We start from the raw sequence: 24,168 nt of genomic DNA on the forward strand, positions 1-24,168 counted from the left end.
GGATCAGGCCGAATCGACCAGTTCCAGATAACGCGCCGCGATGGCGCGCCAGTCCAGCGGCGCAACGAAGGCGCGTGCGGCGGCGCCCAGCCGAACCCGCCGTTCGGGATCGGCCAACAGCTCGGCCACGGCCTGGGCGAAGGCGTCGTGGTCGTCGACGATCAAAGCCTCGACGCCCGAGGTGATCGGGATGCCCTCGGCGCCCTTGGCGGTGCTCACCACCGCCAGCCCGGCGGCGAAATAATCCAGGATCTTCATGCGCGTGCCGCCGCCCTTCTGCAGGGGCACCACAGCCAGATCCGCCCCCTTCAGATAGGGCGCGACCGACTCGACCGGCCCGGTGAAACGCAGACGCGGATGGAGTTCGCGCGCCGGCGGATGGGCGCCGATCGCCAGTACCGTCACCGCCACGCCCAGACGTTCGAGCCGAGGCAGGATCTCGTGCGCCATGACCTCCATCGCCTCCAGGTTCGGCGGATAGAGATAGATGCCGTGATAGACCAGGATGGCATGATCGGCCGGGATGCCGTGGAGCGCGTGGAGATCCAGAGGCGCTGCACGCTCGAAGCCGTCGAGATCGACCCCGTGCGGGATGTGATGCAGACGCTCGGGCGCCACGCCATCAGCCAGCAGACGCTGGCGGTCGGCTTCGGAGACGACGACGACGGCATCCGAGCGGTTGCACCAGCCCAGTTCGATCTTGCGCAGCATCTCATAGCCGTGCCGGGACAGATCCGGCGCCTGATCGGCCAGACGCTGATACTCGACATTGTGCTCGACCAAGAGCGCGCGTCCGCCCAGCAGATCGCGCGCCCAACAGGTCGCGCGCCCATAGGCGGGGAACTCGGCCTGATAGACGCGCGCGCCGCTACGCAGGGCCAGATAGAGGGTGCGCGCGATGAAGCTCCAGTCGGCCGTCGGACGATAGAGAAAGGCGTCGTCGGCCGGGATGCCCGAGTCGAGCAGAAAGGCGCGCACCCGCTCCGGATCGGGTCCGAGCGCACTCAGCCAGCGCGGAAAGGTGCGCTCGACGAACCGGCCCTGGCGCACCTCGTGATAGCGGACGCGATCCTCGCTGATCAGATAGACGGCCTCGACCGCGAACGACAGGCCCCAGGCGGTGCGCTCGATCTTGACCGCCGCGCCATGGTTGGTCGGTCGGATGTCCGAGCGCGAGACCAGGATCACCGCGCGGCGCCGGCCGAGACGGCCGATTCCGCGCGTCAGGGTCGTCACGAGCGGCTTGAGCCAGGGCCGCACCCGACCGAGCGCGGCGCGTGCCAGGGTTTTGAGCCGCGCGGAACCTCGTGGCGGAACCCTGGCCTCTGGGGTCCGGACGGATGGCTCGTGAGGCGCGGCGGCAGGTTCCTCAACGCTCGGAGGGACGGGAGGCGTGGGCGGCTCCAGATCGATCAGCGGCGCCCCCGGACGGACGCGGACCGGCGCGGCCAGGAAATCGAGCACAGGTTGAATGGTTCGACTGTAATGGAAGCGTTCCTCGACCAGCCGCAGCGCATTGGCCGACTTGAGTTCGACCGACTCGGGATGCTCCAGAATCGCGGCGATCAGCCCGTCGACGTCCTCGACCCGGTCGACGATCCAGCCGGCGTCATAGTCGCGCACCAGTTCGGCCAGCTCGGTATAGCCGTTGCAGATCAGCGGCAGTCCCAGACTCAGGAACTCCATGGCGCGGAAGGACTGACTGTGCCGGCGCTCGGGATTCGCGTCGGCCAGCTCTAGCCCGATGTGACACTCGCGGCGCAAATAGGCGCGCATCTCCCCATAGGGCAGGAGTCCATGACGCTCGACGATCGACTCGGGCCATATCCGCTCGCGCTCGCTGAGTTCCAGCGGCGGCTGATCGGCGGCATAGACATAGTGGCCCGCGAACATCACCAGCCCAGCGCGTCCCTGACCGTGACGCTCCAGCGCCCACACCAGGGGATCGAGCCAGTCCTCGGTGCGGCGCCAGGGCCAGGAGACCCCGCCGGCGACCAGACGCAGGCGTGTGTCCGGGGAATAGGTCAGGGGGTCGACGCGCTCGAAGCCCGCCGAGATGGGCAGCACATCGATCGGAGCGTCGGCGCGACAGTCGAATCCGGCCAGGAGCAGCCAGGGCAGCAGAAAGCTCGCCTGACGCCGGTTGCCGACCAGGAAGCGGTCGGCGCGCCGATAGCAGGCCAGCGTGCGCCGCACCTCGTCGGCCAGATCCAGATGCTCCTGATACATGGCCTCCAGGATCCTGGGCGCCACCACGTCGAGCACGATCGGCGCCGCGAGCGACTCGGGCAGGAGTTCGATCAGCTCCCAATAGCCCAGGATCAGCGCATCCGGCGCCTCCTCGTCGATCAGGGCCGCCAGCGTCTCGCGATCGGCATAGCGACGCGCGCGCAGACCGCGCTCGGCGATCAGAGGCGTCGGCTCGCCCAGAGCCTCGGGATAGACCTGCACGACGGCATGACCGGCGGCGATGAGTCCGAGCGCCAGCCCGTGGGCGCGCACACTGTTGCCGGAGGCGATGCGCTCGGGGTCGAGCGGCTCGCCGTGGGTGATGAGCAGGATCTTCATGCGGCGCGCTCCGTGAGTAGCCGTTCCAGGGTGGTGCGCGCGACACGGCGCGAGAAATGCTGCTCGATGTTGTCGAGCCCGGCGTGCGCCAGCCGCTGCCACAGCGACGGCTCGCGATAGAGCCGGACCACGGCGGCGGCGAAGGCAGAGGCGTCCTCGCCGATCAGGATGTCGGTCCCCGCGGTCAGGGACATGCCCTCGGCCGCGCAGGGCGTGGCCACGACCGGCACGCCATAGGCCATGCTCATGTTGATCTTGCCCTTGACCCCGGCCCCGTAGCGCAGGGGCGCGATCGACAGCCGGGCGCGCTCGAAATAGGGCGTCACGTCCTCGACATAGCCGGTGACGTGCAGTCCACGCCCGGCGTCCTCGAGGGCGCGGATCGTCTGCGGCGGGCGGCTGCCGATGACGAAGGTCGGCACCGGGCCGAGTTCGGCCTCGACCAGGGGCAGGATCTCCTCGACGTAGTAGCGCACGGCATCGACGTTGGGATCATGGTTGAACCCGCCGATGAAGAGGATGGCATCACGCTCATCGAAAGCGGCTGGCGTCGGATGGAGGTCGTGGATGTTGCTCAGGATCTCCAGCTGCGCCTCGGGGGCCTCGCGCGCCAGCAGCTCGCGCTCGACGGAGCTGACCACCAGGGTCAGGTCGGTGCGCGCGATCAGGTCGAGTTCCTGGCGGCGGCGCTGAGCGGCGCGCTTGAGTGCGGCCGGATCGTTCTTGAGTTCGGCCTCGCGCTGCTCGCGCAGGAAGTGCAGATCCACGGTGTCGAACCAGACCTCGGCCTGGGGCGCATACTGCCGGACCGCATCGAGGAACTGGGCGGCGACATTGGCCCGGCTCAGGATCACCAGGTCGTATTCATCGCCACGCGCCTGCAGATGGGCATGGATGGACTCGATGCCGGGTGCGGTGAGCACCTCGATACCCCGTCGCTGGAGTCGAGGACCATAGGGCTCGACGTATTCGAGGTTGGAGGGCGCGAAGGCCGTGTGCCAGCCCAGTGCTAGGAAGGTCTCCAGCAGGTTGAACATGCGCAGTGAGCCGGAATCCTGGTCCGGGGTCAGCATCACGGCGTCGATCACCAGGACGCGGCCCTGATCGCGGTTCGCGGCGCCGGTCGTGTCCGCCCCCTGGTCGGGACGCACCAGCGTCACCTCGGGCTGGTAGAGGATGGTCCGCCCCTGGGCGCGCAGGCGCTCAAGGAGTTCGGGCGTGTCGGCAGGGCGGCTGCCCGACTTCAACACAGACTCCAGGGCACGCCGATTCAGCAGCAACCCGACTTCTGAGGCTGAGTCGAGGGTGCGCGGATAGTTGTACTCGGGCGCCTGGGGATCGCCGCCGACACCGATCGGCCAGAGCGTACCGTCCAGGGCACGCCGCCGCCCGGCCTCGATCAACCGACCGTCGGCGCCGACCAGCTTGGGGCTGATCGCACCGACCATGGACGTCTCCTGATCCTCCTCAGGCGCCCCATGCAGAAGACGCCACAGCCAGTCGTGCGGACGAGCCTCCAGACAGTCGAGATTCAGGATCCAGTCGGCCGTGGAAACCTCGAGCACGGACGCGAGCCGGTCCGCGATGGGAGCGCCCGGTTCGAGCGCCAGACGACGCGCCTCGGGCGCCCGGCAATCGAGCAGTTCGGCGATCGGGTGTCCGGGCGAATGCAGGAAGATCGGCTCGAACGGCGGCGTGTAGCGGCTCCGGATCAGCGATTCGAGCAGCCAGAAGGTGTGGATACAGATCCGGTCGAGATCGACCAGCAGAGCGACCTGGGGGTGCGGCTCGGGCCGGATCTCGAGCGCGGCGATGCGCGCGACCTGCCAGAGCGTGCCCAGCCCGGCCGACCTTCGCCCATGCGCACGACTCAGTTTGGCCGCGAACGTGCGCACCACAGGAACGGGTCCATGGAAGCGCAGGATCTCGACCAGATGCTCTGCGTGCGATCGGAGTCGGGAGGCCGGACCCGAGAGTGGAGCCAGCGCTGTCTGCGCCCAGCGATAGGGCGCGCGCATGGGCCAGATCAGGAGATCGGTCAGCCACAGGATCTGCCCCAGCCACGAGCGATGACGCTCCAGATCGTCGCGACACTGGACCGCGTCGCGCAGAGACTGGACACCGAGCAGGTCGAGTAGCTCGCGATCGGCACGTCGGGCGGATTCGAGCGCGCGCGCACGCGACTCGGCGCCCAGGATACGCTCGTGCAACCCCTGGATCCGCGCCTCCAGCACCCGATTCTCGGCTGCCAGGAGTGCATGGCGGATCTTCCAGTCCTCGCGCTCCTGCCGCAGTTCGTGGGTCTGTTCGAGCAGGGTGCGATTCTCGGCCGCGCACCGCTCACGCAACTCCAGATACATGGGTTGATGCTTGGCCGCGTCGACGAGAGCCAGCACCTGCTCGGTCGTCCAGCGCGTGCGCCACTTGTCGAAGAAGGTCGCCAACCCGCGCGTCAGCCGTTCGTCGTCCTGATGCAGACCGAAACCGCTCGCGCCCTGGATGCGGTAGACACCCGTCACGCGCTCGACGTGGATCAGCGGCGTGAGCGCGCTCAGCCGGACCCAGAAGTCCCAGTCCTCGTAGACCTCCAGCGACTCGTCGAAGCGCAACGACTCACCGACCAGTGAGCGCGCGAAGAGCACGGCATGGATCGGCAGATAGTTCTCGAACAGGAGCCGCCGCGGATCATGGGGCTGGTTGAAGACGTGCACGACCTCCCAGCCGCCCTCGGGCGTCGGACGCCGGCACTCGATCCCGGCATAGGCCGCCAGGGCGCCCTCGCACGACTGGATCGCCTCGACCAGACCGGCGACGTGTTCCGGCAGCAGCCAGTCGTCGTCGTCGAGGAAGAGCAGGAACTCACCCTGGGCCGAGTCCAGGCCCAGGTTGGCCGCTGCGCCGCGTCCCAGACGCTGGCCGCTGGAGACCAGACGGAGCGGACGGTCGCCACAGCGCGGCGTGTCGAGTTCGCGGGCGCCCCGGACATCGATCAGCACGACCTCGATGTGCGGATAGGTCTGGGCCGCGACCGAGTCGAGCGTCTCGGCCAGGGTCGCGCGCCCCATGGTGCGGATCAGGATCGAGACGAGAGGATGGGCAGTGGGGTCGAATCGTTCCTGCTTGGGGCGGCTCATCGCTCTGGCTCGTCGCTCGTTGGAATGGGTCAATGGAGAATCATCGGGTCATCGATGATACACCATGCCCACGACTGGATTCAGCGCGAGACGGATGAATGCTCGCGCGCCACGCTCGCGCCGTGCAGACTGAAGAGCAGATCGACTTCGGCCTGAGTCAGGCCGCAGAGCTTGCGGACCTCGCCGCGTCCGCGACCGAGCCGGATCAGCTCGATGGCCTGGACATAGAGTCCCTCGTCGACATCGCGCAGACGCAGCTCGCTCTGCTGATCGGCGAGCCGGTCGAGGGCGCGTCTGACACTGGACTGATGCTGACTCTGATCGATGACGTCCTCGGCCACGGCCTTGATGGCGCCATGCAGGGCCAGGATCGCGGTATCCGTCTGCTGCCGATCGTGTCGCAGCTCGCGCAGGCGCTCCTCCAAGACGTGCAGCCGGGTGCGCAGACGCACGGCCAGCCAGATGGCCGACAAGGCGACGAGCAGCGCCGGCGCCGCCACCCAGAGCGGATCGATCCGAATGGCCTGAATCAGAGCCGAAACATCCATCACGATCCTTCAGGCATAGTCGTCGATGCGGCCACGGCGCCGCCCCTGAATCCGCGGCGTAGAAGCGTTCGCCTGTCCAGGCAGCTGCTCATCGGCGCCGCGTGACCTCGAACGACGATCCTCCAGCCGCCGATCGGCCGACCGTCGGTCGACCTGGCGCCGATCAGCCTGACGGCGATCACGCACGCGCCGATCTCCGCCCGGACGATCGTCCAGGCGCCGGTCCTCTGAGCGGCGCTCATGGGTCCGCCGCTCTTCGAGCCGACGCTCGTCGAATCGGCGCTCGCCACCACGACGCTCCTCGCGCTGTCCGCGCCGGTCGGTCCGGCGACGCAACAGCCAGGTGCGCTGCTGTTCCAGTCGGCGCTCGCGATCATCGCCCAGCGCCCGTGAGGGTGTCTGGGACTGGATCGGTCCCACATCTCTGGTAGGTTCGCTCATGGCTTCGCTCCCTTGAAACTGGAGTACGTCCCGTTGGGCCGTCACTGGATTCATCGGCTGACGGTGCCGAAACATGAACCGCGACGGACCGGCTCACGCCGTCCTCACAGCTCGCGCAGGCTCGCCCACTCCTCGTCGGAGAGCAGCTTGTTGAGATCGATCAGGATGGTCAGACCGTCGTTGGAACTGGTGACGCCCAGGATGAAGCGACTGGTCTGATCGTTGCCGACGGCAGGAGCCGGATCGATGGACGCCGCCGGGATCTGGACCACCTCGGCCACAGAGTCGACCAGGATGCCGATGTTCTGGTTGTCGACGTCGATGATGACGATGCGCGAGGCCTCGTCCGGCTCGCGCACCGGCAGCGAGAGACGCCGGCGCGCATCGATCACGGTGACGACGTCGCCGCGCAGATTGATGATGCCGAGGATGTAGTCGGGCACGCCGGGGACGGGCGCGATCTCGGTGAGCTTGAGCACCTCCTGGACCTGGAGCACGTCGATGGCATAGGTCTCGTCGGCCAGACTGAAGGTCACATAGGACGAGGAGCCGCCCGGCTGGCTCGCCCGCAAATCGGATGGGGTCATGGTGTCGGTTCTCGGTTCGTCGTTGAATGCTTGCTGGGGGCGCCCGGACGTCACTGGAGGCGTCCGATACCGGCCTCCAGATCCGTTTTCAGACGCTCGGGTTCGGCGCGCTCGCTCGATCGCGCGGCCTGGAGACCGGGCAGCACGATCACGGCGACCCGCCGGTTGCGCGCCCGCCCCGCCTCGGTGGCGTTGCTGTCGGCGGGCTGGAACTGGCTGTAGCCGATGGCGACCATGCGTTCGGGATCGACGCCGTTCTGGGCGAACAGGTTGACCACGGTCGCCGCGCGCCCGGAGGACAGTTCCCAGTTGGACGGATAGATGGTGTTGTTGATCGGCAGGTCGTCGGTGTGCCCCTCGACATGGATGCGCACGTCGCGCCGCCCGAGCAGTCGGGCGACCCGGATCAGGGCCGGACGCGCCGCCGGCTCCAGTGTCGCCGAGCCGCTGGAAAAGAGCAGATTGCTGTTGATCGATACCTCCAACCAGTAGGGCTGGCGCTTGACCTCGATGTTGCCGGCCTCGATCAGCGACCCCATGGCCTCCTGCAATTCCTCAGACATCTCCCGGATCTCGCCGATGATGCGCCCACGCTCTTCCTCCGTGGCCGCGCCGATGAGGGCGGCGAGCGCCACATCGGTCGGCGAGAAGGGCTCGAAACCCGGCTCGGGCGCCTCCTCGGCCGGACGCGGAGCGATGATCTCGACCGGGGCGAGTGAGCGGCGCACGTCCTCGCTGACCGGATTCATCTCCAGGGTCGGGTCGCCGATCTGGATCGGATCCATGGCCGCCTGCGCGCCGAACGCCTCGATCAGGGACTCGGAGAGCACGCTGTACTTGCCGGCATCCACCACGGAGACGGCATACATGACCACGAAGAAGGCCATCAGCAGCGTCACCAGGTCGCCATAGGGGATGGCCCAGGCCTCGTGATTGACGTGCTCCTCGTGCCGCTTGCGCCGCGCCATGGTCTCGACTCACCCCTGAATGAAGCCGTTGAGCTTGTTCTCGATGTTACGCGGATTCTCGCCTTCGGCGATCGCGACCAGCCCTTCGAGCAGCATGGTCTGATGGGTGACGCGCGCCTGGACGACGGATTTCAGCTTGTTGGACACCGGCAGGAAGAAGAGGTTGGCCAGGCCCACGCCATAGATGGTGGCGACGAAGGCCGCCGCGATGCCCTGCCCGAGTTTGCTCGGCTCGGCCAGATTCTGCATCACCGCCATCAGCCCCATGACCGCGCCGATGATGCCGAGCGTGGGCGAGTAGATCCCCATGCTCTCGAAGACGCGCGCCCCCTGGAGATCGAAGGCCTCGCTGTTGTCGAGATCGGACTCCAGGATCTGACGCAGCGTCTGCGGCTCGGCGCCGTCGACCAGGAGTTGCAGCCCCTTGCGCACGAAGGGGTCCGGCTCCTTGTTGGAGCGATCCTCCAGCCCGAGCAGCCCCTCCTTGCGCGAGAGCTGCGACCACTCGACGATGCGCTTGATCATGCGCTTCGGCTCCAGGAGCGGCGGCTTGAAGACCCAGGGGAACATCCTGAAGGCATGCAGGAAGACCGGAACCCGGGTCTGCACCAGGGTCGCGCCCAGGGTGCCGACCACCACGATCAGGAAAGCCGCCAGATTCCACAGCGCTTCCACCGAGCTGCCCTTGGCGACGACGCCGCCGAGGATGGCTACGAGTCCGAACAAGAGCCCGATCAGGCTCAGGATGTCCATGGCTCAACAGAAACCCTTGACCAAGGCCGGCCCGACCTCCTTGAGCGGCAGGATCTGATCGGCCAGACCCGCGTCGATCACGGCGGCGGGCATCCCGTACACCACGCAACTGGCCGCATCCTGCGCCCAGACATGAGCGCCGTTGGCCTTGAGTTCGCGTGCGCCCTCGCGCCCGTCGGCGCCCATGCCGGTCAGCACCACGGCCAGCACCTGCGAGCGAAAGGCCGCGACGGCGGATCTGAAGGTGATGTCGACGCTCGGCTTGTAGATGGTGCCGGGCGGACTCTCCTCGATGCGCACCCGAGGCTGGGCGCCGCCTTCCAGAATGAGCTGCACCCCGCCGGGCGCAAGCAGCGCACTGCCAGGCTTGAGCACATCGCCCGAGGCGGCTTCCTTGACGTCGATCTGACACAGGTTGTTCAGCCGCTCGGCGAAGGCGGGCGTGAAACTCGCCGGCATGTGCTGGACCAGGATGATCGGCAGCGGGAAGTTCTTGGGCAGTCCCTTGAGCACTTCTTGTAACGCTACGGGTCCGCCGGTCGAGGTGCCGATCAGGACCGCGCGCAGGCTGTTGAGGGGCGTGGCGCTCGGCGAGAGACGCGGCGGCGGCGCGGCAGTGCGCGACGGCGAACCCAGGGACGCCCCGGTCGGCGCGGGACGATCGAGCGGCGCCGGAGTCGTCGGGCGCGTGAAACGGGTTCGACCCAGCGCACGCACCCGTCGGCGCAGCAGGATCTTGGCCGAGTCCTCGTCCTTGGCCATCTCGCTGAAGCGCTTGGGCAGGAAGTCCATGGCCCCGGCGTCGAGCGCATCGAGCGTCGCCTTGGCGCCCTCGGTGGTCAGGGTCGAGAACATCAGGATCGGACGCGGCGACTCGGCCATGATCCGGCGTACCGCCGTGATACCGTCCATCACCGGCATCTCGATGTCCATGGTGACGACGTCCGGATTCAGACGCTTGACGACCTCGATGGCCTCCTGGCCATTGGCGGCAGTTCCCACGACCTCGATGCCGATGTCCGCGTTGAGGATCTCGACGATGCGCCGGCGGAAGAAGCCGGAATCGTCGACCACGACGACACGTAGACTCATGCCGGCATCCCCGTCTCGGCCAGCCGCTGTTGCGCGTGTGAGGCCCGTCCGCCGTACCCCGGCTGACTCATGAGCCGAACCAACGCCGGAATGTCGATGATGAGTGCGATCCCGCCGTCACCCGTGATGGTCGCGCCGGCCAGTCCGGGAACGCCGTGCAGTCCCTTGCCGAGCGGCTTGATCACGACCTCCTCCTGACCGACCAGATCGTCGACGACCAGACCGATCTTGCGCTGAGCGACATGGACCACGACCACGTGCGAGTCCGGCTTGGGTTCGACCAGACGATAGGGATGCAACCAGCGCAAGGCGTAATAGAGCGGCAAGGCATGGTTGCGCACCATGATGGCCTCCTGATCATCGACGAAATGCGTGCGCGTGAGATCCAGATCCAGGATCTCCGAGACCGAGGCCAGCGGGATGGCGAAACGCCGTCCGTCGAGGATGACCATGAGCGCCGGCAGGATGGCCAGCGTCAGCGGCAGTTTGACATTGAGTTTGGTGCCGACTCCGAGTTTGGAGTCGATCTCGACGGTGCCATTGAGCTGGGCGATCCGGGTCTTGACCACGTCCATGCCGACCCCGCGCCCGGAGACGTCCGAGATCTCCTCCTTGGTCGAGAAGCCGGCCATGAAGATCAGGTCGAAACACTCGCGCGTCGACAGCCGCTCGGCCTGACTGGGATCGAGCAACCCCTTCTCGACGGCCTTGGCGCGCAGCTTCTCGGGATCCATGCCGCGCCCGTCGTCCTGGATCAGCAGCGAGATGTGATCGCCCTCCTGGGCGGCGCCCAGCACCACGGTACCCCGGCGCGGCTTGCCGGCGGCCTCGCGCACATCGGGCATCTCGATGCCGTGGTCGACCGCGTTGCGGATCAGATGGACCAGAGGATCGGCGAGCGCCTCGACCAGGTTCTTGTCGAGATCCGTCTCCTCGCCGAAGGTCTCCAGCTCGATCTCCTTGCCGAGATTGCGCGCCAGATCGCGCACCACGCGCGGGAAGCGGCTGAAGACCTTCTTGACCGGCTGCATGCGGGTCTTCATGACCGCCGACTGCAAGTCCGAGGTCACGAGCGCCAGCGAGGCGATCGCCTTGCCGATCTCTTCGTCGCCGGTGCGCACGCGCAGCATGCTCAACCGATTGCGCACCAACACCAGTTCGCCGACCAGGTTCATGATTTCGTCGAGCCGCTGGGTGTCGACCCGCACGGATGTCTCGCCGGCAGGTGCGGCGGCCGCGCGCTGGGCCTTGGCGGCCTCGGGATCGACGGACGGCGCGGGAGGGCTGGATGGGGCGCCGACCGCCGGACGGCTGGGCTGACTGCTCGGGATCGGAGCCGGCGGCGGACTCGGCTTGGACGGCTCGGCCTGAGCAACCGGCTCGACGGGTTTCGCCGCTTCCGAGCCATGCAGTTGGTCGAGCAGTGATTCGAACTCATCGTCCGTGATCAAGTCATTGGCGCCGGTCGACTCCTCGGACGCAGAAACAGCCTTGGGCGGCTCGGACTCGGCCGGCGCCGGCGGCTCGGGGACGGCGTCGGGTGACGATGCAGACGGCTGACCCGAGAGCGCATCGAGCAGGGCCTCGAACTCGGCCTCACTGATCTCGTCGACCGACTCCGTCGTGGACTCGGCCTCGATGGCGGACGGTGGCGTCGATTCGTCTGATGGTGGGGCACTGGGGGGCTCAGGTACGGCGACGGGCGGCGGTTCGGGTACGGACTCCGGCACGGGTTCGAGCGCGTTCGTCCCGGCGGCATCCGGGACGGCGAGTGCCGCCAGATCCGTGATCAGCGCGGGTGGAGCCGGCTCGGGTTCACGCCCCGACTTGAGATCGCCGAACATGACGTTGAGCACGTCGAGCACGCGCAGCACCACGTCCATGAGCACCGGATCGATGCGGCGCTCGCCATTGCGCAACAGATTGAAGACGTCCTCGGCATGATGACAGACCACCACCAGGGCGTTGAGATTGAGGAAGCCCGCACCGCCCTTGATGGTATGGAAGCTGCGGAAGACCGCATTGAGCAGGTTGCGATCGTCGGGATTCTGTTCCAGATCGATCAGCTGCTCGTTGAGCGCCTCCAACAGTTCACCGGCCTCGACCAGAAAGTCCTGGAGGATCTCATCGTTCGGATCGATTGCCATGCATGATCACCCTGGGGGTCGATGGGCTAGAAGCCCAGGCTGGAGAGCAACGCGTCCACGTCGTCCTGACTGGTGACGACCTCGGCGACCGCGTCCTGAGTATTGGGCACGATCGGACCATGACCGCGCGTCTCGGGTGATGCGGACTCGTCCGCAGCCGGCTTGGCGGCCTTGGGCAGATCCATCCGGGCGCTCGACAGACGAATGAGTCCGACCAGATTCTCCTCGACCTCCTGCACCAGACGGATGACGCGGCGGATGATCTGTCCAGTGAGATCCTGATAGTCCTGGGCCATCAGGATCTCGGACATCAGCGACTTGAGCCGCTCGGTCTCCTGACCGCTCCGGGTCAGGAAGTCGTCGAGCTCGCGCGCCAGCTCGCGGAACTCGTCGACTGACAGTTCGCGATTGCGAAAACGGTTCCATTGCTCGTGCAGCGTCGCCGAGCGCTCGTGGAGCGACTCAGCGATGGGCATGGATTCGTCGAGCGCGTTGAGCGTGCGATGCGTCGCCTGTTCCGTCATGGAGACGACGTAGTTCAGACGCTCCTTGGCGTCCGGGATCTCGTCGCGCGTCAGTTCGATCAGGCGCGAGTCGCCTCGGAAGCTGTTGAGCGCCTCGTGCAGGTCGCGCGTGAGCTTGCCGAGTTCGTCGAAGAGTTCGCGCTCGTAGGGCAGACGCAACTGGCGGATGATCTCGTCGGCCCCGCCCGGATCCCCGGCCTCCAGTCGCTCGACCAGACGACGAGCCAACTCCAGCTGGAGACTCAGGCGTTCTTCATCGTTGTCCATTGCTCATCCCTGCGCGTCGAGGCGCTCGAAGATCTTGTCGATCTTTTCCTTCAGGGTCTCGGCGGTGAAGGGTTTGACGATATAGCCGTTGACGCCGGCCTGGGCGGCCTCGACGATCTGGTCGCGCTTGGCCTCGGCCGTCACCATGAGCACCGGCAGCGACTTGAGCGCGGGATCGGCGCGCACCGCCTTGAGCAGCGCGATGCCCTCCATGTTGGGCATGTTCCAGTCGGTGATCAGGAAGTCGAAACCGCCGCCCTTGAGCATCGGCAACGCGGTGCTGCCGTCGTCGGCTTCCATGGTGTTGTTGAACCCCAGCTCACGCAGCAGGTTCTTGATGATGCGTCTCATGGTGGAGAAGTCGTCCACGATGAGGATTTTCATGCCTTTGTCCACGCAACGCTCCACATGGAATCTGTTTTGGTTTGAGAATCAGGCGTCCGGCCCTGCTTGGGTCCAGTCGTTCAAACGGCCCCGCAGACGATGCAGGGCCTGACTGCGAATCTGGCTCACGCGCGACTCGGTGACGTCGAGGACGGCTCCGATCTCACGCAGATTGAGTTCCTCATCATAATAGAGCGCGAGCACCAGACGCTCGCGTTCCGGCAGGCCGGCCAGCGCCTCGGCCAGGGCCGCGGCGAACTGCTCGCGCTCGACCTGCTCGGTCGGCATGGCGCTCGTTCCCGGCAGCAGCCGGTCGCTGTCGGCGTCCTCGCCGAACAGATCCTCCAGCCCAAGGATCTGGCAACTGGCGCTATCCTGCAACATGCCATGATAGTCGTCGAGTGTGACGCCGAGCGTCTCGGCGATCTCGCGATCATTGGCTGCGCGCCCCTCGCGCGCCTCGACCTGATGGATCGCCTCGGCGATGCGCCGGCTGTTGCGATGCACCGAGCGCGGCGTCCAGTCGGCGCGTCGCAGTTCGTCGATCATGGCCCCGCGCACCCGGATGCCGGCATAGGTGGCGAAGGTCGCGCCCTGCCCCGGCTGGAACTGGCGCGCGGCCTCGATCAGACCGACCATGCCGGACTGTATCAGATCCTCGACCTGCACCGAGGCCGGCAGCCGCGCCGCCAGATGATGCGCGATGCGCCGCACCAGGTCGACATGCTCGGACACCAGCCGCCCCGCCTCGTCCCCGGCGCTCGCGTACCCCATCCGAGAGCGGCCACGGATCATCAGGCGCCTTGCAGCAGACGCTCGACGAAGAAGCCGATGCCGCCGACATCGGTGGCGCCGCCGCGCGCGGCGTCGATCCGGCGTGCCAGATCGTTGAAGACGCGCCCGGCCGGACTGCCCGGATAGAGGCTGACCACCGGCTGGCGCTTCTGCACCGCCAGACGCAGCTTTTCGTCCATCGGGATCATGGCCGCCGTCTCCAGCACCACGTCCGGCAGATAGCTGGCACAGACGGCCGAGAGTTTGCGCATCAGACGCTGACCGGATTCGATGTCGCGTAGCATGTTGCAGATTATCCGAAAACGACGCACCCCGTGCTCCTGATGTAGAACCTTGATCAGTGCGTAGGCATCTGTCAAGGACGCCGGTTCGTCACAGACCACCACGAACACCTGCTGCACGGCCTTGCAGAAGCTCGTGACCGAGTCATGGACGCCGGCGGCCGTGTCGACGACCAGGATGTCGAGCGGCTTGTCGTAGCTGCTGAAGGCGCGGATCAGGCCCAGATGTTCCGCCGGGGTCAGGTTGGCCATGGACCCGATGCCCGAGGCCGAGGGCACCAGCAGCAACCCGTCCGGCCCTGGGAGCAGGACGTCCTCCAGGTTCTCGACGCGCCCGGCGACCAGATCGTGCAGGGTCTTGGTCGGGCGTAATCCTAGCATCAGATCGGCGTTGGCCAAGCCCAGATCGGCGTCGAAGAGCATGACGTTGCGTCCCAGCCGGGCCAGGGCCACGGACAGATTGACCGCGACATTGGTCTTGCCGACGCCGCCCTTGCCGCTGGCGATGGCGATGCTCTGAAAGGGCCGGTTCCTAGTAGGCTGCATGCACGGATTTCCTGAAGGGGACCACGGACTCCAGCACCAGGCTGTCGCGTGTCATGACGCCCTGGGCGGGCGCCGTCCACGCAGTCGGGGTCTTGGGTGTCGAAGGTCTGGAATAGGACTCGGACCGGGCGGGCGCGGACTCGTCGCGCGGCGCGAACCAGGGGTTCTCGATCCTGACGGGGGCGCTCTCGACCTGCGCGCGCGGCTGGAGTCGCGGACTCGGCTCGCCCAGCGCCAGCCGCGTCAGATGTGCCGTGTCGGCCTTGTGGAAGTCTTCCTCGATGCGCTGGCCGTCGCTCTGGAAGACCAGCCCCAGATGCTGTTCCAGCAGCACCGAGAGGATCTCGCCGAGCCGTTCGGCTTCGTCGATCTTGGTCAGCACCAGGGCCGAGGGTTCGCAGCTCTGGAAGGCCTTGAGCACCTGACGCAGCACCCCGGCCTGATGGGTCGCCGGAATCACCAGCCAGGTCTCGATCTCGACCAGATGGCGGATCTGGGCGAAGAGCTTGCGCTCGGCGGCATCGCGCGCCGAGCGTCCCTCGGTGTCGACGAGGATGAGATGATCGCCGGCCGTGCGATTGGCCAGATTGAGCAGATCGCGTTCGTTCTCCAGCAGGATGACCGGCACGCCGGCCATCTGGCCGAAGGCCTGGAGCTGCTTGTGAGCGCCGATGCGCTGACGGTCGAAAGTGACCAGGGTCACGGAGTCCGGCCCCAGGCGACGAATACGGTGCAGCGCCAGCCGGCTCAGGGTGGTGGTCTTGCCCGCGCCTGTGGGACCGACGAGCGCCAGCACACCGCCGCGTTCAAGCACGCCGGGCTGCACGCTCGCGACCGAGGCGGCGAGACGGGTCCGCAGACGGCTCCAGGCTTCCTCAGACGTCTGATCCTCCTGGAGACCGCCGATGAGCGAGCGCGCCAGTGACTCGTCGAATCCGCACTCGACCAGCCGTTCGATGATCCCGGCGGCCAGCGGATGACGCACAGCCCATTGATCGCGTTCGCTCAGCGCCTGCTGTTGCGCCAGCAGGGCGCGCAGATCGCGCAGTTCGCGGCGCATCGCGGCCAGATCGGAATCGGCCGCCGCCGTGCGCATGGAGCGTGACATACTGGGGCGTGCCGGTGCGCTCGGCTCGGTCGGAACCTCCATGGCGGCCACGACCTCCAGCACGCCATCGACGCGACGGCTCGACAGAATCACCGCGTCCGGTCCCTGCTGCTCACGCACCTGGCGCATGGCGTCCTGCATGTTCTTTGCCTGATAGCGCCGTACATTCATCGCTCAAACTCCCGTTACTCGATCAGGCCCGTGCCTGCGCATTGTCGCTCTTGCCCACGGTGGCCACGACCCGGATGCGTCGATTGTCAGGGATCTCGGTGAAGGCGAGGACGACCAGGTTGCGCACCGCCCCTCTCAGCCAACCCGCGATCCAGGACCGGATCTCCGGAGCCACCACCAGGACAGCCGGCGCGCCTTCGGCCTCTTGCTTGCGAGCCGCTTCCGTCACCGAGCGTTGGAGCCGCTCGGCCAGACCGGGCTCGATGCCGATGGTTTCGCCCTGACTGCCTTGTAGCGATTTATGCAACAGTTGTTCCAAGGATGGATCGAGTGCGATCAGCGGCAGCTCGTCCTCGGGTCCGATCAGATCCTGCACGATCGAACGGGCGAGCGCCACGCGCACGGCGGCGGTCAAAGCGGCGGGATCTTGACTCTTGACCGAACGTTCCGCCAAGGTTTCGGCGATGGTGCGCAGATCGCGGATGGCCACCTGCTCGGCCAGCAGGTTCTGAAGCACCTTGAGCACCACGCCCAGCGAGATGGTCTTGGACGACAGCAGGTTTTCGACCAGTTTGGGCGAGCGGCGTCCGAGCTGATCGAGCAGATGCTGCACCTCCTCGTGCCCGATGAGCCGGTGGGCGTTCTCGCGGAAGATCTGCGACAGATGGGTGGCGATGACGGTGGCCGAGTCGACCACGGTATAGCCGGCGGCCTGGGCCGCGTCGCGGTTGGCCGGGTCGATCCAGAGCGCGTCCAGGTTGAAGGTCGGATCCTTGGTCGGCGTGCCCTCGACGGTGCCGAACACCTGTCCAGGATTGATCGCCAGATCGCGATCGGGGAAGACCTCGGCCTCGGCGGCGGTCACACCCAGCAGCGAGATCCGGTACTGGTTCGGCCCCAGCTCCAGGTTGTCGCGAATGTGCACCGGCTGAATGAGAAAACCGAACTCCTGCGAGAGCTTGCGCCGGATGCCCTTGATGCGGGTCATGAGCTGGCCGTCCTGGGTGCGGTCGACCAGCGGGATGAGCCGGTAGCCCACTTCCAGCGACACCAGATCGACCGGCGGCACGTCCTCCCAGGACAGATCGCGATCCTCGGGCGCGGGCAGCGACATACCTTCAGGCAGGCGCTCGATGACCTCAGGCACTGGGGCTGGCGGCTTGGCAGCGATCAGATAGCCGGCCCCGATCAGGCTGGAGGAGATGCCGAGAAAAACCAGATTGGGCATCCCCGGAATCAGGCCCAGAATCCCGATGACCCCGCCCGAGATATAGAGCACGCGCGGGTTGGCGAACATCTGGCCGAACACCTGCTTGCCCATGTCCTGGGAGCTGGAGGTGCGGGTGACGATGATGGCCGTGGCCGAGGACAGCAGCAGCGAGGGGATCTGGGCGACCAGACCGTCGCCGATGCTCAGCAGGATGAAGGTGTTGGTGGCGTCGGCGAAGGTCATGCCGGCCTGGGTGACGCCGATGACGATGCCGCCGATGATGTTGATGAACAGGATCAGGATACCGGCGATGGCATCGCCGCGCACGAACTTGCTCGCGCCGTCCATGGAGCCGTAGAAGTCGGCTTCCTGCGCCACGTCCTCACGGCGCTTGCGCGCGTCCTCCTGCGAGATCAGGCCGGCGTTGAGATCGGCGTCGATCGCCATCTGCTTGCCGGGCATGGCGTCCAGGGTGAAGCGGGCGCTGACCTCGGAGACGCGCCCGGCGCCCTTGGTGACGACCACGAAGTTGATGATGACCAGGATGGTGAAGACCACCACGCCGATGGCGAAGTTGCCGCCGAGCACGAACTGGCCGAAGGCCTCGATCACCTTGCCCGCCGCCTCGGTGCCCTCGCCGCCGTTGAGCAGGATCACGCGCGTCGAGGCGACGTTGAGCGCCAGACGCAGCAGGGTCGCGACCAGGATCACGGTCGGGAAGGAGGCGAAATCGACCGGACGCGGGGTGTAGACCGCGACCATGACCACGATCAGCGACAGCGCGATGTTGAAGGTGAACAGCAGATCGAGCAGGAACGGCGGCAGCGGCAGCACCAGCATGCCGAGCAGCGCGATCAGCAGCAGGGGCGTGACCAGCCCCATGCGTCCGACATCGCTCAGACGTTCGACCAGGGTCGTCATCGACGCCGTCTCCGGCGACGCGGCGCGCTGCGCGGATCGAGATACTCCTCGGGCACCGGCAGGTCATCGGCCAGCTCGACGTCCGGATCCTCGCGCCGGATCTGATAGACATAGGCCAGGATGCGCGCCACGGCGATGAAGAGTCCGTTCGGGATCTCCTGGTTCAGATCCGTGGTGAAATAGATGGCGCGCGCCACGCGCGGGGCCTCGACGCGCACGATGCCGTGCTCCTCGGCCAGCTCGCGGATGGCCTGGGCCACCTCGTCGGTGCCCTTGGCGAGCAACAGGGGCGCGGCCATGGTCGCGGGCACATAGGAGATGGCCACGGCATAGTGGGTCGGGTTGGTGATGACCACGTCGGCCTTGGGCACCTCGGACATCATGCGCCGCTGCGCCATCTCGTGCTGCAACTGGCGGATGCGGCCCTTGACCTCGGGCTTGCCCTCGGTCTCCTTGAACTCGTCCTTGATCTCCTGGAGCGTCATGCGCAGTTGTTTCTGATGGTTCCAGATCTGGAAGGGTGCATCGATGGCGGCCACGACGATGAGTGCCGCCGCCGCGATGAGAAAGAGCCAGGCGGCCATATGCACGGTCTGGACAATCGCCTGCTCCACGGCCATCTCGCCGAGCATCAGCAGATTATCCCAGATGCTCATGATGGCCAGAGTCGCCACGATCCCGACCAGACCGAACTTGCCCAGCCCCTTGATCAGCTCCATCAGACCCTGCACCGAGAACACGCGCTTGAGGCCGGTGATCGGATTGAGCTTGGAGAACTTGGGCATGAGCGCCTGGGTCGAGAAGTTCATGCCTCCAACCAGGATCGGCCCCATGAGGGCGATCACCATGAGCAGACCGAACAGCGGCGCCAGGATCAGGAGCGCGCGTCCGAGCAGGTGCTGAAGATGGGGCGCCAGCAGGCCCTCGTCGAAGATGAGTGCGCGCTCCAGCGTCCAGCCCTCGATCATCAGCTGACTGATCCGCGCCGCCATGCCCCCGCCGAGGAAGAGCAGAAAGGCGCCGCCCACGACCAGGATCACGAAGGTATTGAGCTCGCGCGAGCGCGCGACCTGCCCTTTCTCGCGCGATTCGCGCAAGCGTTTGGCGGTGGGGGCCTCGGAGCGTTCCTGGCCGTTTTCGTTCTCGGCCATGGCTCAGATCCTCGCCACCCGCTCGATCAGCGGCAGAGCCGTGAACAGGAAGTCGCCGATACGCGCCGTCAGACTCGGCAGCGTCAGCAGGATGATGAGAAAACCGGCGAGAATGGTGATCGGAAAACCGACGGCGAAGATGTTGAGCTGGGGCGCGGCGCGCGTCACTACGCCCATGGCCAGATTGATCAGCAGCAGCGAGGCGACCGCCGGCAGCGCGATGAGCACGGCTCCGGCGAACATCTGACTGCCGAAGCTCGCGATGAACCAGAGATCCTCGTTGTCCGGGCCGTCGAGTCCGATCGGAAAGGTCTCGAAGCTCCTGAGCAGGAGTTCGAACAGCACCAGATGCCCGTTCATCGCCAGGAAGATCAGGGTCGCGATGATCGAGAGATACTGCGAGATCATCGGCACCTGTACCCCGCCGACCGGATCGACCGCCGAGGCGAAGCCCAGTCCCATCGAGAGTGCGATCGCCTCGCCGGCCTGATTGATCGCCGAGAACACCAGGGTGAGCACGAAGCCCATCGAGATCCCGATCAGCACCTGTTCGACCGCCACCACCAGGCCGCCGACGCTGAGCGGATCGATCGCCGGCGCCTCGGGCAGTTGGGGCGCGATCATCCAGGCCAGCAGCAACGCCAGCCCCAGACGCACGCGCGCGTTGATCTGGCGCGCGCCGAAGACGGGCATCACCAGCAGCATGGCGCTGATGCGCACGAAGGGCCAGACCAGCGAGACGGTCCAGCGCAGGATATCCGTGGCCTCGAGCGTGAGGGTCGACATGGCGATGGCGGGCGAGCGGGACCGCGTGACTCAACCGATCATGCCGGGGATGCTCTCGTAGAGCCGGGTGACATAGTCGGTGACGAGCGTGAGCATCCAGGGTCCGGCGATGATCAGCGCCGCCCCGACCCCGACCAGCTTGGGGATGAAGGTCAGCGTCATCTCCTGGATCTGGGTCGCGGCCTGGAACAGACTGATGATCAGACCGATGATGAGACCTGTAAGCAGAGGCGGGGCGGACATCAGGATGATGATCTCGCCGGCCTCCTTGCCGACGTCCAGGACCATTTCGGGTGTCATCTCAGTATTCCTCGTGTTCGGTTCGCGGCCGATGTGCTTCGGACACGGCCGGGTGGATCGGGATCTTCGCTGACGATCATGCAGGATCGGGGCCGGATATCCCAACCAACGGCTGGCTGTCAAGTATAGAAGCTGCGCGCCAGGGTTCCGAGCAGCAGCGACCAGCCATCGACCAGCACGAACAGCATCAGTTTGAACGGCAACGAGATGATCAGCGGCGAGAGCATCATCATACCCATGGACATCAGCACGCTGGCCACCACCAGATCGATGATCAGAAAGGGGATCAGGATCAGGAACCCGATCTGGAAGGCCGTCTTCAGCTCGCTGATGACGAAGGACGGGATCAGCAGCGTCAGCGGAATGTCGTCCGGCGACTCGAAGCCGTCGATCCCCCGGATGCCGGCGAAGAGCGCCAGATCCGATTCGCGCGTCTGGGCCAGCATGAAGGTTCGCAGCGGCTTGACGGCCTTGGCGAGCGCCTCCTCGGTGCCGAGCTGTTCTTCCATATAGGGCTGGATGGCGGTGTCGTAGATCTCCTGGAAGATGGGCGACATGACGAACAGCGTCAGGAACAGCGCCAGACCGAGCAGCACCTGATTGGAGGGCGTCTGGGTCGTCCCCAGCCCCTGACGCAGGATACCGAGCACGATGATGATGCGCGTGAACGAGGTCATCATGATCAGCGCCGACGGCAGCAGCGTCATCAGCGTCATGATGATGAGGATCTGGAGCGTGACCGAGTAGACCTGACCGCCGTCGGGCGCGGTCGTGACGGTCACGGCGTTCAGACCGCCGATCTGGGCCAGGACCAAGCCCGGCACGAGCACTCCGGCCGGCACCAGTCCCCAGCGCAAGAGCCGTTTCATCCGGGCTTTCCGCCGCGCTTGAAGCGTTCGAGCAGACTGGCGAAATCCCCGCTCCAGGGTTCATCCGCCGGCGGCTCGATGGGCTGGGCGAGCGTGTGCAGATGCGTCACGCCCGCCGACGTCACGGCGATCAGGATCTGCTCGGCGCCGACCTGGATCAGCATCAGCCGCTCGCGGACGCCGATCGAGCGCACGGCCAGGAGGCGGATGGCGCCCTGTCCAGGCGTCGCCACGCCCGGAACCCGGCGCAGGAACCAGGCCAGGACGACGATGGCCAGAAGCACCAGCACCAGCCCGCCGACCAGTTGGCTCAGATAGCCGGTCGCCGGCGCGATGACGGGCGTCTGGGGCTCGGCCCAGACCAGACCGGGCGCGAGCCAGACTGCCCAAGCGATCGCCGACCCGGATCGCGCGCGCGTAGACATCCTCACCTCAGCTTGCGCACGCGCTCGCTCGGGCTGATGACGTCGGTCAGCCGAATGCCGAATTTCTCGTTGACCACCACCACCTCGCCATGCGCGATCAGGGTGCCGTTGACCAGCACGTCGAGCGGCTCGCCGGCCAGACGGTCGAGCTCGACCACCGACCCCTGGTTGAGTTGCAGCAGATTGCGGATCGGAATCCGGGTGCGCCCGATCTCCATGGCGATGGTCACGGGTACGTCCAGCACCATGTTGAGATTGACATCGGAGGCCGGTTCAGGCCGGGCGCCGCTGAAGTCCTCCGGACTCATGCGGCGGATGCCCTCCATGCCGGAATGCGTCTCTCCACCCTGTTCGCTTTCCTTCTGCTCCTCGAGCGCGGCCGCCCAGGCGTCGGCGATCGCCTCGTCCGGGTCGATCTCGGGTTGATTCGTGTCGTTGGTCATCTGGCTTAAAACCTCCACCTGTCCGGGAGCCTCGGGACGTTTCTACTATCGGCGGCTCCGGCGCCGAACCGCGCAGACATCGGCCGAGTCGCCGCGAGGCGTCTCAATGCTTGATATGTTCGATGATCTTGATGGCATTGATACCATTGGAGACCCCGAACTTACCACGAAAGAGCGGGATGTCCTCGACGTTGAGGATGACGGTCTCGGGCAGGTCGACCGGAATGATGTCGCCGGGCTTGACTTCGAGCAATTGCTCGACGGTCAGCGTCGCCTCGGTCAGCACCGAGCTGATCTCGACCTTGGCGAGCGGGATCTCCTCTTCCAGCGCCCGCTGCCAGCGCTGATCGACGCCGCTGCGATCGGATTGCAGCCCCGTGTCCAGCACCTCGCGGATCGGCTCGATCATCGAATAGGGGAAGGTGACGTGCATGTTGCCGCCGCCGCCTTCCAGTTCGATGTGAAAGTCGTTGATGACCACGATCTCGGTCGGGCTGACGATGTTGGCGAACTGCGGATTGACCTCGGCATTGATGAATTCGAAGTCCAGATGCATCACCGGCTCCCAGGCCTTCTGCATGTCGCTGAAGGAGGCATCGAGCAGGTTCTTGATGACGCGCATCTCCATGGGCGTGAAGTCGCGTCCCTCGATGCGCGAATAATAACGCCCGTCGCCGCCGAAGAAGTTGTCGACCAGACCGAAGACCAGCTTGGGATCGAAGACGAACAGCGCCGTGCCGTGCAGCGGATAGACGCGCACCAGGTTCAGACTGGTCGGCACATAGAGCGAATGCAGATACTCCGAGAACTTGGTGACACGCGCGCCGATGACCGAGATCTCGGAGGAGCGGCGCAGCAGATTGAACAGGTGCACGCGCAGATAGCGCGCGAAACGCTCGTTGATCATGTCGAGCGTCGGCATCCGGCCGCGGACGATGCGATCCTGGGTCGCGAAATCGTAGGCGCGCGCCTGACCGTCCGGGGGAAAGGGATTGGAATCGGTATCGACGTCGCCGCTATCGACGCCATGCAGCAGGGCATCGATCTCGTCTTGGCTGAGGATGTCGGATTGCTGCGCCATTGCCTGGACCGTTACTGCATGATGAGCTCGTTGAAGAGCACATCACGGATATCGGACGGCTCGCTGGTACGGGCCAGCAGCCGCACCAGGGTCTGGCGCAGGGATTCGCGCAGGGTGTCCTTGCCCTCGGGCGTGTTGAGCGCGGCGTACTCCTGAGCTGCGAGCACCGTCAGGATGTCGTTGCGCAGCATGGGCATGTGTTTGTCCACGGCCGTGGTCACGGCCTGATTCGGCGTGGTGATGGTCAGACTGACGCGCAGGAAGCGGACCGGGCCGCCGGGCGAAAGGTTGACGGTCAGGCTCTCGATTTTGTGATAGATGAGCGGCCCGGCCACGGGTATCGCGGCCGCGCCCTCCTCGGTCTGTCCCGCAGGCGCGGGCGCGGCCTCGCTCGATGCCTCGGCGGACGCCTCCGGCTCGTCGGCGGACTTGCCGTACCAGAGGAAATAATAGGCGGCGCCTCCGCCGCCCGCGAGCAGCAGCAACAGGATCACCAGGAGGATGATCAGCTTCATCCGACCGCCCGGCGCCTTCTCCGCCCCCTTGTCGGCCTGTTTCTTGTTGGCCTTCTTCTTCTCAGCCATGCTCCGCTCCTCTCGAATCGCGTTGCGCGTTCCATGGCGCGCGCACTGGAAAACCGTGGATCCGGGCGTCCGCCGCCGACGGCG

The 24,168-nt window shown here is 66.3% G+C and carries 23 protein-coding genes; all 23 read right to left on the reverse strand.

What is annotated here, in order from left to right; translation table 11 throughout:
• Positions 1 to 3: 3 nt before the first annotated feature.
• Entirely contained in the window at positions 4 to 2,568 is a 2,565-nt protein-coding gene (locus HW932_RS12020; RefSeq protein ID WP_176976728.1) for a glycosyltransferase, read from the reverse strand.
• Entirely contained in the window at positions 2,565 to 5,702 is a 3,138-nt protein-coding gene (locus HW932_RS12025; RefSeq protein ID WP_176976729.1) for a glycosyltransferase, read from the reverse strand. Before HW932_RS12025 ends, HW932_RS12020 begins: the two co-directional genes overlap by 4 nt.
• An 80-nt stretch (positions 5,703 to 5,782) precedes the next feature.
• Complete coding sequence (locus HW932_RS12030) at positions 5,783 to 6,250, reverse strand: DUF2802 domain-containing protein (protein WP_176976730.1); 468 nt, start codon at positions 6,248 to 6,250, stop codon at positions 5,783 to 5,785.
• Positions 6,251 to 6,259: 9 nt separating this feature from the next.
• Complete coding sequence (locus HW932_RS12035; protein WP_176976731.1) at positions 6,260 to 6,691, reverse strand: hypothetical protein; 432 nt, start codon at positions 6,689 to 6,691, stop codon at positions 6,260 to 6,262.
• Between the two features lie 104 nt (positions 6,692 to 6,795).
• A complete protein-coding gene (locus HW932_RS12040) occupies positions 6,796 to 7,278 on the reverse strand; it encodes a chemotaxis protein CheW (RefSeq protein ID WP_176976732.1) in 483 nt (160 codons plus the stop codon).
• Between the two features lie 50 nt (positions 7,279 to 7,328).
• Positions 7,329 to 8,246 carry a flagellar motor protein MotD gene (gene motD / locus HW932_RS12045; RefSeq protein WP_176976733.1) on the reverse strand — a complete coding sequence of 306 codons (918 nt, stop codon included), beginning with the start codon at positions 8,244 to 8,246 and terminating at the stop codon, positions 7,329 to 7,331.
• 9 nt (positions 8,247 to 8,255) lie between these two features.
• Positions 8,256 to 8,999: a flagellar motor protein gene (locus HW932_RS12050; RefSeq protein ID WP_176976734.1), complete on the reverse strand. Its 744-nt coding sequence runs from the start codon at positions 8,997 to 8,999 to the stop codon at positions 8,256 to 8,258.
• Positions 9,000 to 9,002: 3 nt separating this feature from the next.
• Entirely contained in the window at positions 9,003 to 10,091 is a 1,089-nt protein-coding gene (locus HW932_RS12055; protein WP_176976735.1) for a protein-glutamate methylesterase/protein-glutamine glutaminase, read from the reverse strand.
• On the reverse strand, positions 10,088 to 12,238 hold the full coding sequence (locus HW932_RS12060; RefSeq protein ID WP_176976736.1) for a chemotaxis protein CheA: 2,151 nt from the start codon (positions 12,236 to 12,238) through the stop codon (positions 10,088 to 10,090). Before HW932_RS12060 ends, HW932_RS12055 begins: the two co-directional genes overlap by 4 nt.
• Before the next feature lie 26 nt (positions 12,239 to 12,264).
• A complete protein-coding gene (locus HW932_RS12065; protein WP_176976737.1) occupies positions 12,265 to 13,029 on the reverse strand; it encodes a protein phosphatase CheZ in 765 nt (254 codons plus the stop codon).
• 3 nt (positions 13,030 to 13,032) lie between these two features.
• On the reverse strand, positions 13,033 to 13,413 hold the full coding sequence (gene cheY, locus HW932_RS12070) for a chemotaxis response regulator CheY (protein WP_176976738.1): 381 nt from the start codon (positions 13,411 to 13,413) through the stop codon (positions 13,033 to 13,035).
• Between the two features lie 48 nt (positions 13,414 to 13,461).
• Entirely contained in the window at positions 13,462 to 14,208 is a 747-nt protein-coding gene (locus tag HW932_RS12075) for an RNA polymerase sigma factor FliA (RefSeq protein ID WP_176976739.1), read from the reverse strand.
• The gene (locus HW932_RS12080; RefSeq protein ID WP_176976740.1) at positions 14,208 to 15,035 is read right to left on the reverse strand and encodes a MinD/ParA family protein; all 828 of its coding nucleotides are present in this window, start codon (positions 15,033 to 15,035) and stop codon (positions 14,208 to 14,210) included. The genes HW932_RS12075 and HW932_RS12080 overlap by 1 nt, the downstream gene beginning before the upstream one ends.
• Entirely contained in the window at positions 15,022 to 16,314 is a 1,293-nt protein-coding gene (flhF, locus tag HW932_RS12085; protein WP_176976741.1) for a flagellar biosynthesis GTPase FlhF, read from the reverse strand. Before flhF ends, HW932_RS12080 begins: the two co-directional genes overlap by 14 nt.
• Before the next feature lie 22 nt (positions 16,315 to 16,336).
• Positions 16,337 to 18,445, reverse strand: coding sequence for a flagellar biosynthesis protein FlhA (gene flhA, locus HW932_RS12090; RefSeq protein ID WP_176976742.1), 2,109 nt, complete (start codon positions 18,443 to 18,445; stop codon positions 16,337 to 16,339).
• Complete coding sequence (gene flhB, locus HW932_RS12095) at positions 18,442 to 19,596, reverse strand: flagellar biosynthesis protein FlhB (RefSeq protein WP_176976743.1); 1,155 nt, start codon at positions 19,594 to 19,596, stop codon at positions 18,442 to 18,444. Before flhB ends, flhA begins: the two co-directional genes overlap by 4 nt.
• Before the next feature lie 3 nt (positions 19,597 to 19,599).
• Positions 19,600 to 20,382 (reverse strand): flagellar biosynthetic protein FliR, encoded by a 783-nt coding sequence (gene fliR / locus HW932_RS12100; RefSeq protein ID WP_176976744.1) that lies wholly within the window; start codon positions 20,380 to 20,382, stop codon positions 19,600 to 19,602.
• Between the two features lie 30 nt (positions 20,383 to 20,412).
• Positions 20,413 to 20,682 (reverse strand): flagellar biosynthesis protein FliQ, encoded by a 270-nt coding sequence (fliQ, locus tag HW932_RS12105; RefSeq protein WP_155448886.1) that lies wholly within the window; start codon positions 20,680 to 20,682, stop codon positions 20,413 to 20,415.
• Between the two features lie 119 nt (positions 20,683 to 20,801).
• Positions 20,802 to 21,551 (reverse strand): flagellar type III secretion system pore protein FliP, encoded by a 750-nt coding sequence (gene fliP / locus HW932_RS12110; protein ID WP_176976745.1) that lies wholly within the window; start codon positions 21,549 to 21,551, stop codon positions 20,802 to 20,804.
• The gene (gene fliO, locus HW932_RS12115) at positions 21,548 to 21,976 is read right to left on the reverse strand and encodes a flagellar biosynthetic protein FliO (RefSeq protein WP_176976746.1); all 429 of its coding nucleotides are present in this window, start codon (positions 21,974 to 21,976) and stop codon (positions 21,548 to 21,550) included. The genes fliP and fliO overlap by 4 nt, the downstream gene beginning before the upstream one ends.
• 2 nt (positions 21,977 to 21,978) lie before the next feature.
• On the reverse strand, positions 21,979 to 22,419 hold the full coding sequence (gene fliN / locus HW932_RS12120; RefSeq protein WP_176976747.1) for a flagellar motor switch protein FliN: 441 nt from the start codon (positions 22,417 to 22,419) through the stop codon (positions 21,979 to 21,981).
• Positions 22,420 to 22,522: 103 nt separating this feature from the next.
• The gene (gene fliM, locus HW932_RS12125) at positions 22,523 to 23,500 is read right to left on the reverse strand and encodes a flagellar motor switch protein FliM (RefSeq protein WP_176976748.1); all 978 of its coding nucleotides are present in this window, start codon (positions 23,498 to 23,500) and stop codon (positions 22,523 to 22,525) included.
• Between the two features lie 11 nt (positions 23,501 to 23,511).
• A complete protein-coding gene (locus HW932_RS12130) occupies positions 23,512 to 24,084 on the reverse strand; it encodes a flagellar basal body-associated FliL family protein (protein ID WP_176976749.1) in 573 nt (190 codons plus the stop codon).
• Positions 24,085 to 24,168 lie beyond the last annotated feature (84 nt).

Origin of the sequence: Allochromatium humboldtianum (assembly GCF_013385175.1) — a bacterium.
Lineage (GTDB): Bacteria > Pseudomonadota > Gammaproteobacteria > Chromatiales > Chromatiaceae > Thermochromatium > Thermochromatium humboldtianum.

Coding starts and splice junctions, on each gene's coding strand:
- HW932_RS12020 (WP_176976728.1), bottom strand. CDS start 2,568: ATGAAGATCCTGCTCATCACCCACGGCGAGCCGCTCGACCCCGAGCGC.
- HW932_RS12025 (WP_176976729.1), bottom strand. CDS start 5,702: ATGAGCCGCCCCAAGCAGGAACGATTCGACCCCACTGCCCATCCTCTC.
- HW932_RS12030 (WP_176976730.1), bottom strand. CDS start 6,250: ATGGATGTTTCGGCTCTGATTCAGGCCATTCGGATCGATCCGCTCTGG.
- HW932_RS12035 (WP_176976731.1), bottom strand. CDS start 6,691: ATGAGCGAACCTACCAGAGATGTGGGACCGATCCAGTCCCAGACACCC.
- HW932_RS12040 (WP_176976732.1), bottom strand. CDS start 7,278: ATGACCCCATCCGATTTGCGGGCGAGCCAGCCGGGCGGCTCCTCGTCC.
- motD (WP_176976733.1), bottom strand. CDS start 8,246: ATGGCGCGGCGCAAGCGGCACGAGGAGCACGTCAATCACGAGGCCTGG.
- HW932_RS12050 (WP_176976734.1), bottom strand. CDS start 8,999: ATGGACATCCTGAGCCTGATCGGGCTCTTGTTCGGACTCGTAGCCATC.
- HW932_RS12055 (WP_176976735.1), bottom strand. CDS start 10,091: ATGAGTCTACGTGTCGTCGTGGTCGACGATTCCGGCTTCTTCCGCCGG.
- HW932_RS12060 (WP_176976736.1), bottom strand. CDS start 12,238: ATGGCAATCGATCCGAACGATGAGATCCTCCAGGACTTTCTGGTCGAG.
- HW932_RS12065 (WP_176976737.1), bottom strand. CDS start 13,029: ATGGACAACGATGAAGAACGCCTGAGTCTCCAGCTGGAGTTGGCTCGT.
- cheY (WP_176976738.1), bottom strand. CDS start 13,413: ATGAAAATCCTCATCGTGGACGACTTCTCCACCATGAGACGCATCATC.
- HW932_RS12075 (WP_176976739.1), bottom strand. CDS start 14,208: ATGATCCGTGGCCGCTCTCGGATGGGGTACGCGAGCGCCGGGGACGAG.
- HW932_RS12080 (WP_176976740.1), bottom strand. CDS start 15,035: ATGCAGCCTACTAGGAACCGGCCCTTTCAGAGCATCGCCATCGCCAGC.
- flhF (WP_176976741.1), bottom strand. CDS start 16,314: ATGAATGTACGGCGCTATCAGGCAAAGAACATGCAGGACGCCATGCGC.
- flhA (WP_176976742.1), bottom strand. CDS start 18,445: ATGACGACCCTGGTCGAACGTCTGAGCGATGTCGGACGCATGGGGCTG.
- flhB (WP_176976743.1), bottom strand. CDS start 19,596: ATGGCCGAGAACGAAAACGGCCAGGAACGCTCCGAGGCCCCCACCGCC.
- fliR (WP_176976744.1), bottom strand. CDS start 20,382: ATGTCGACCCTCACGCTCGAGGCCACGGATATCCTGCGCTGGACCGTC.
- fliQ (WP_155448886.1), bottom strand. CDS start 20,682: ATGACACCCGAAATGGTCCTGGACGTCGGCAAGGAGGCCGGCGAGATC.
- fliP (WP_176976745.1), bottom strand. CDS start 21,551: ATGAAACGGCTCTTGCGCTGGGGACTGGTGCCGGCCGGAGTGCTCGTG.
- fliO (WP_176976746.1), bottom strand. CDS start 21,976: ATGTCTACGCGCGCGCGATCCGGGTCGGCGATCGCTTGGGCAGTCTGG.
- fliN (WP_176976747.1), bottom strand. CDS start 22,419: ATGACCAACGACACGAATCAACCCGAGATCGACCCGGACGAGGCGATC.
- fliM (WP_176976748.1), bottom strand. CDS start 23,500: ATGGCGCAGCAATCCGACATCCTCAGCCAAGACGAGATCGATGCCCTG.
- HW932_RS12130 (WP_176976749.1), bottom strand. CDS start 24,084: ATGGCTGAGAAGAAGAAGGCCAACAAGAAACAGGCCGACAAGGGGGCG.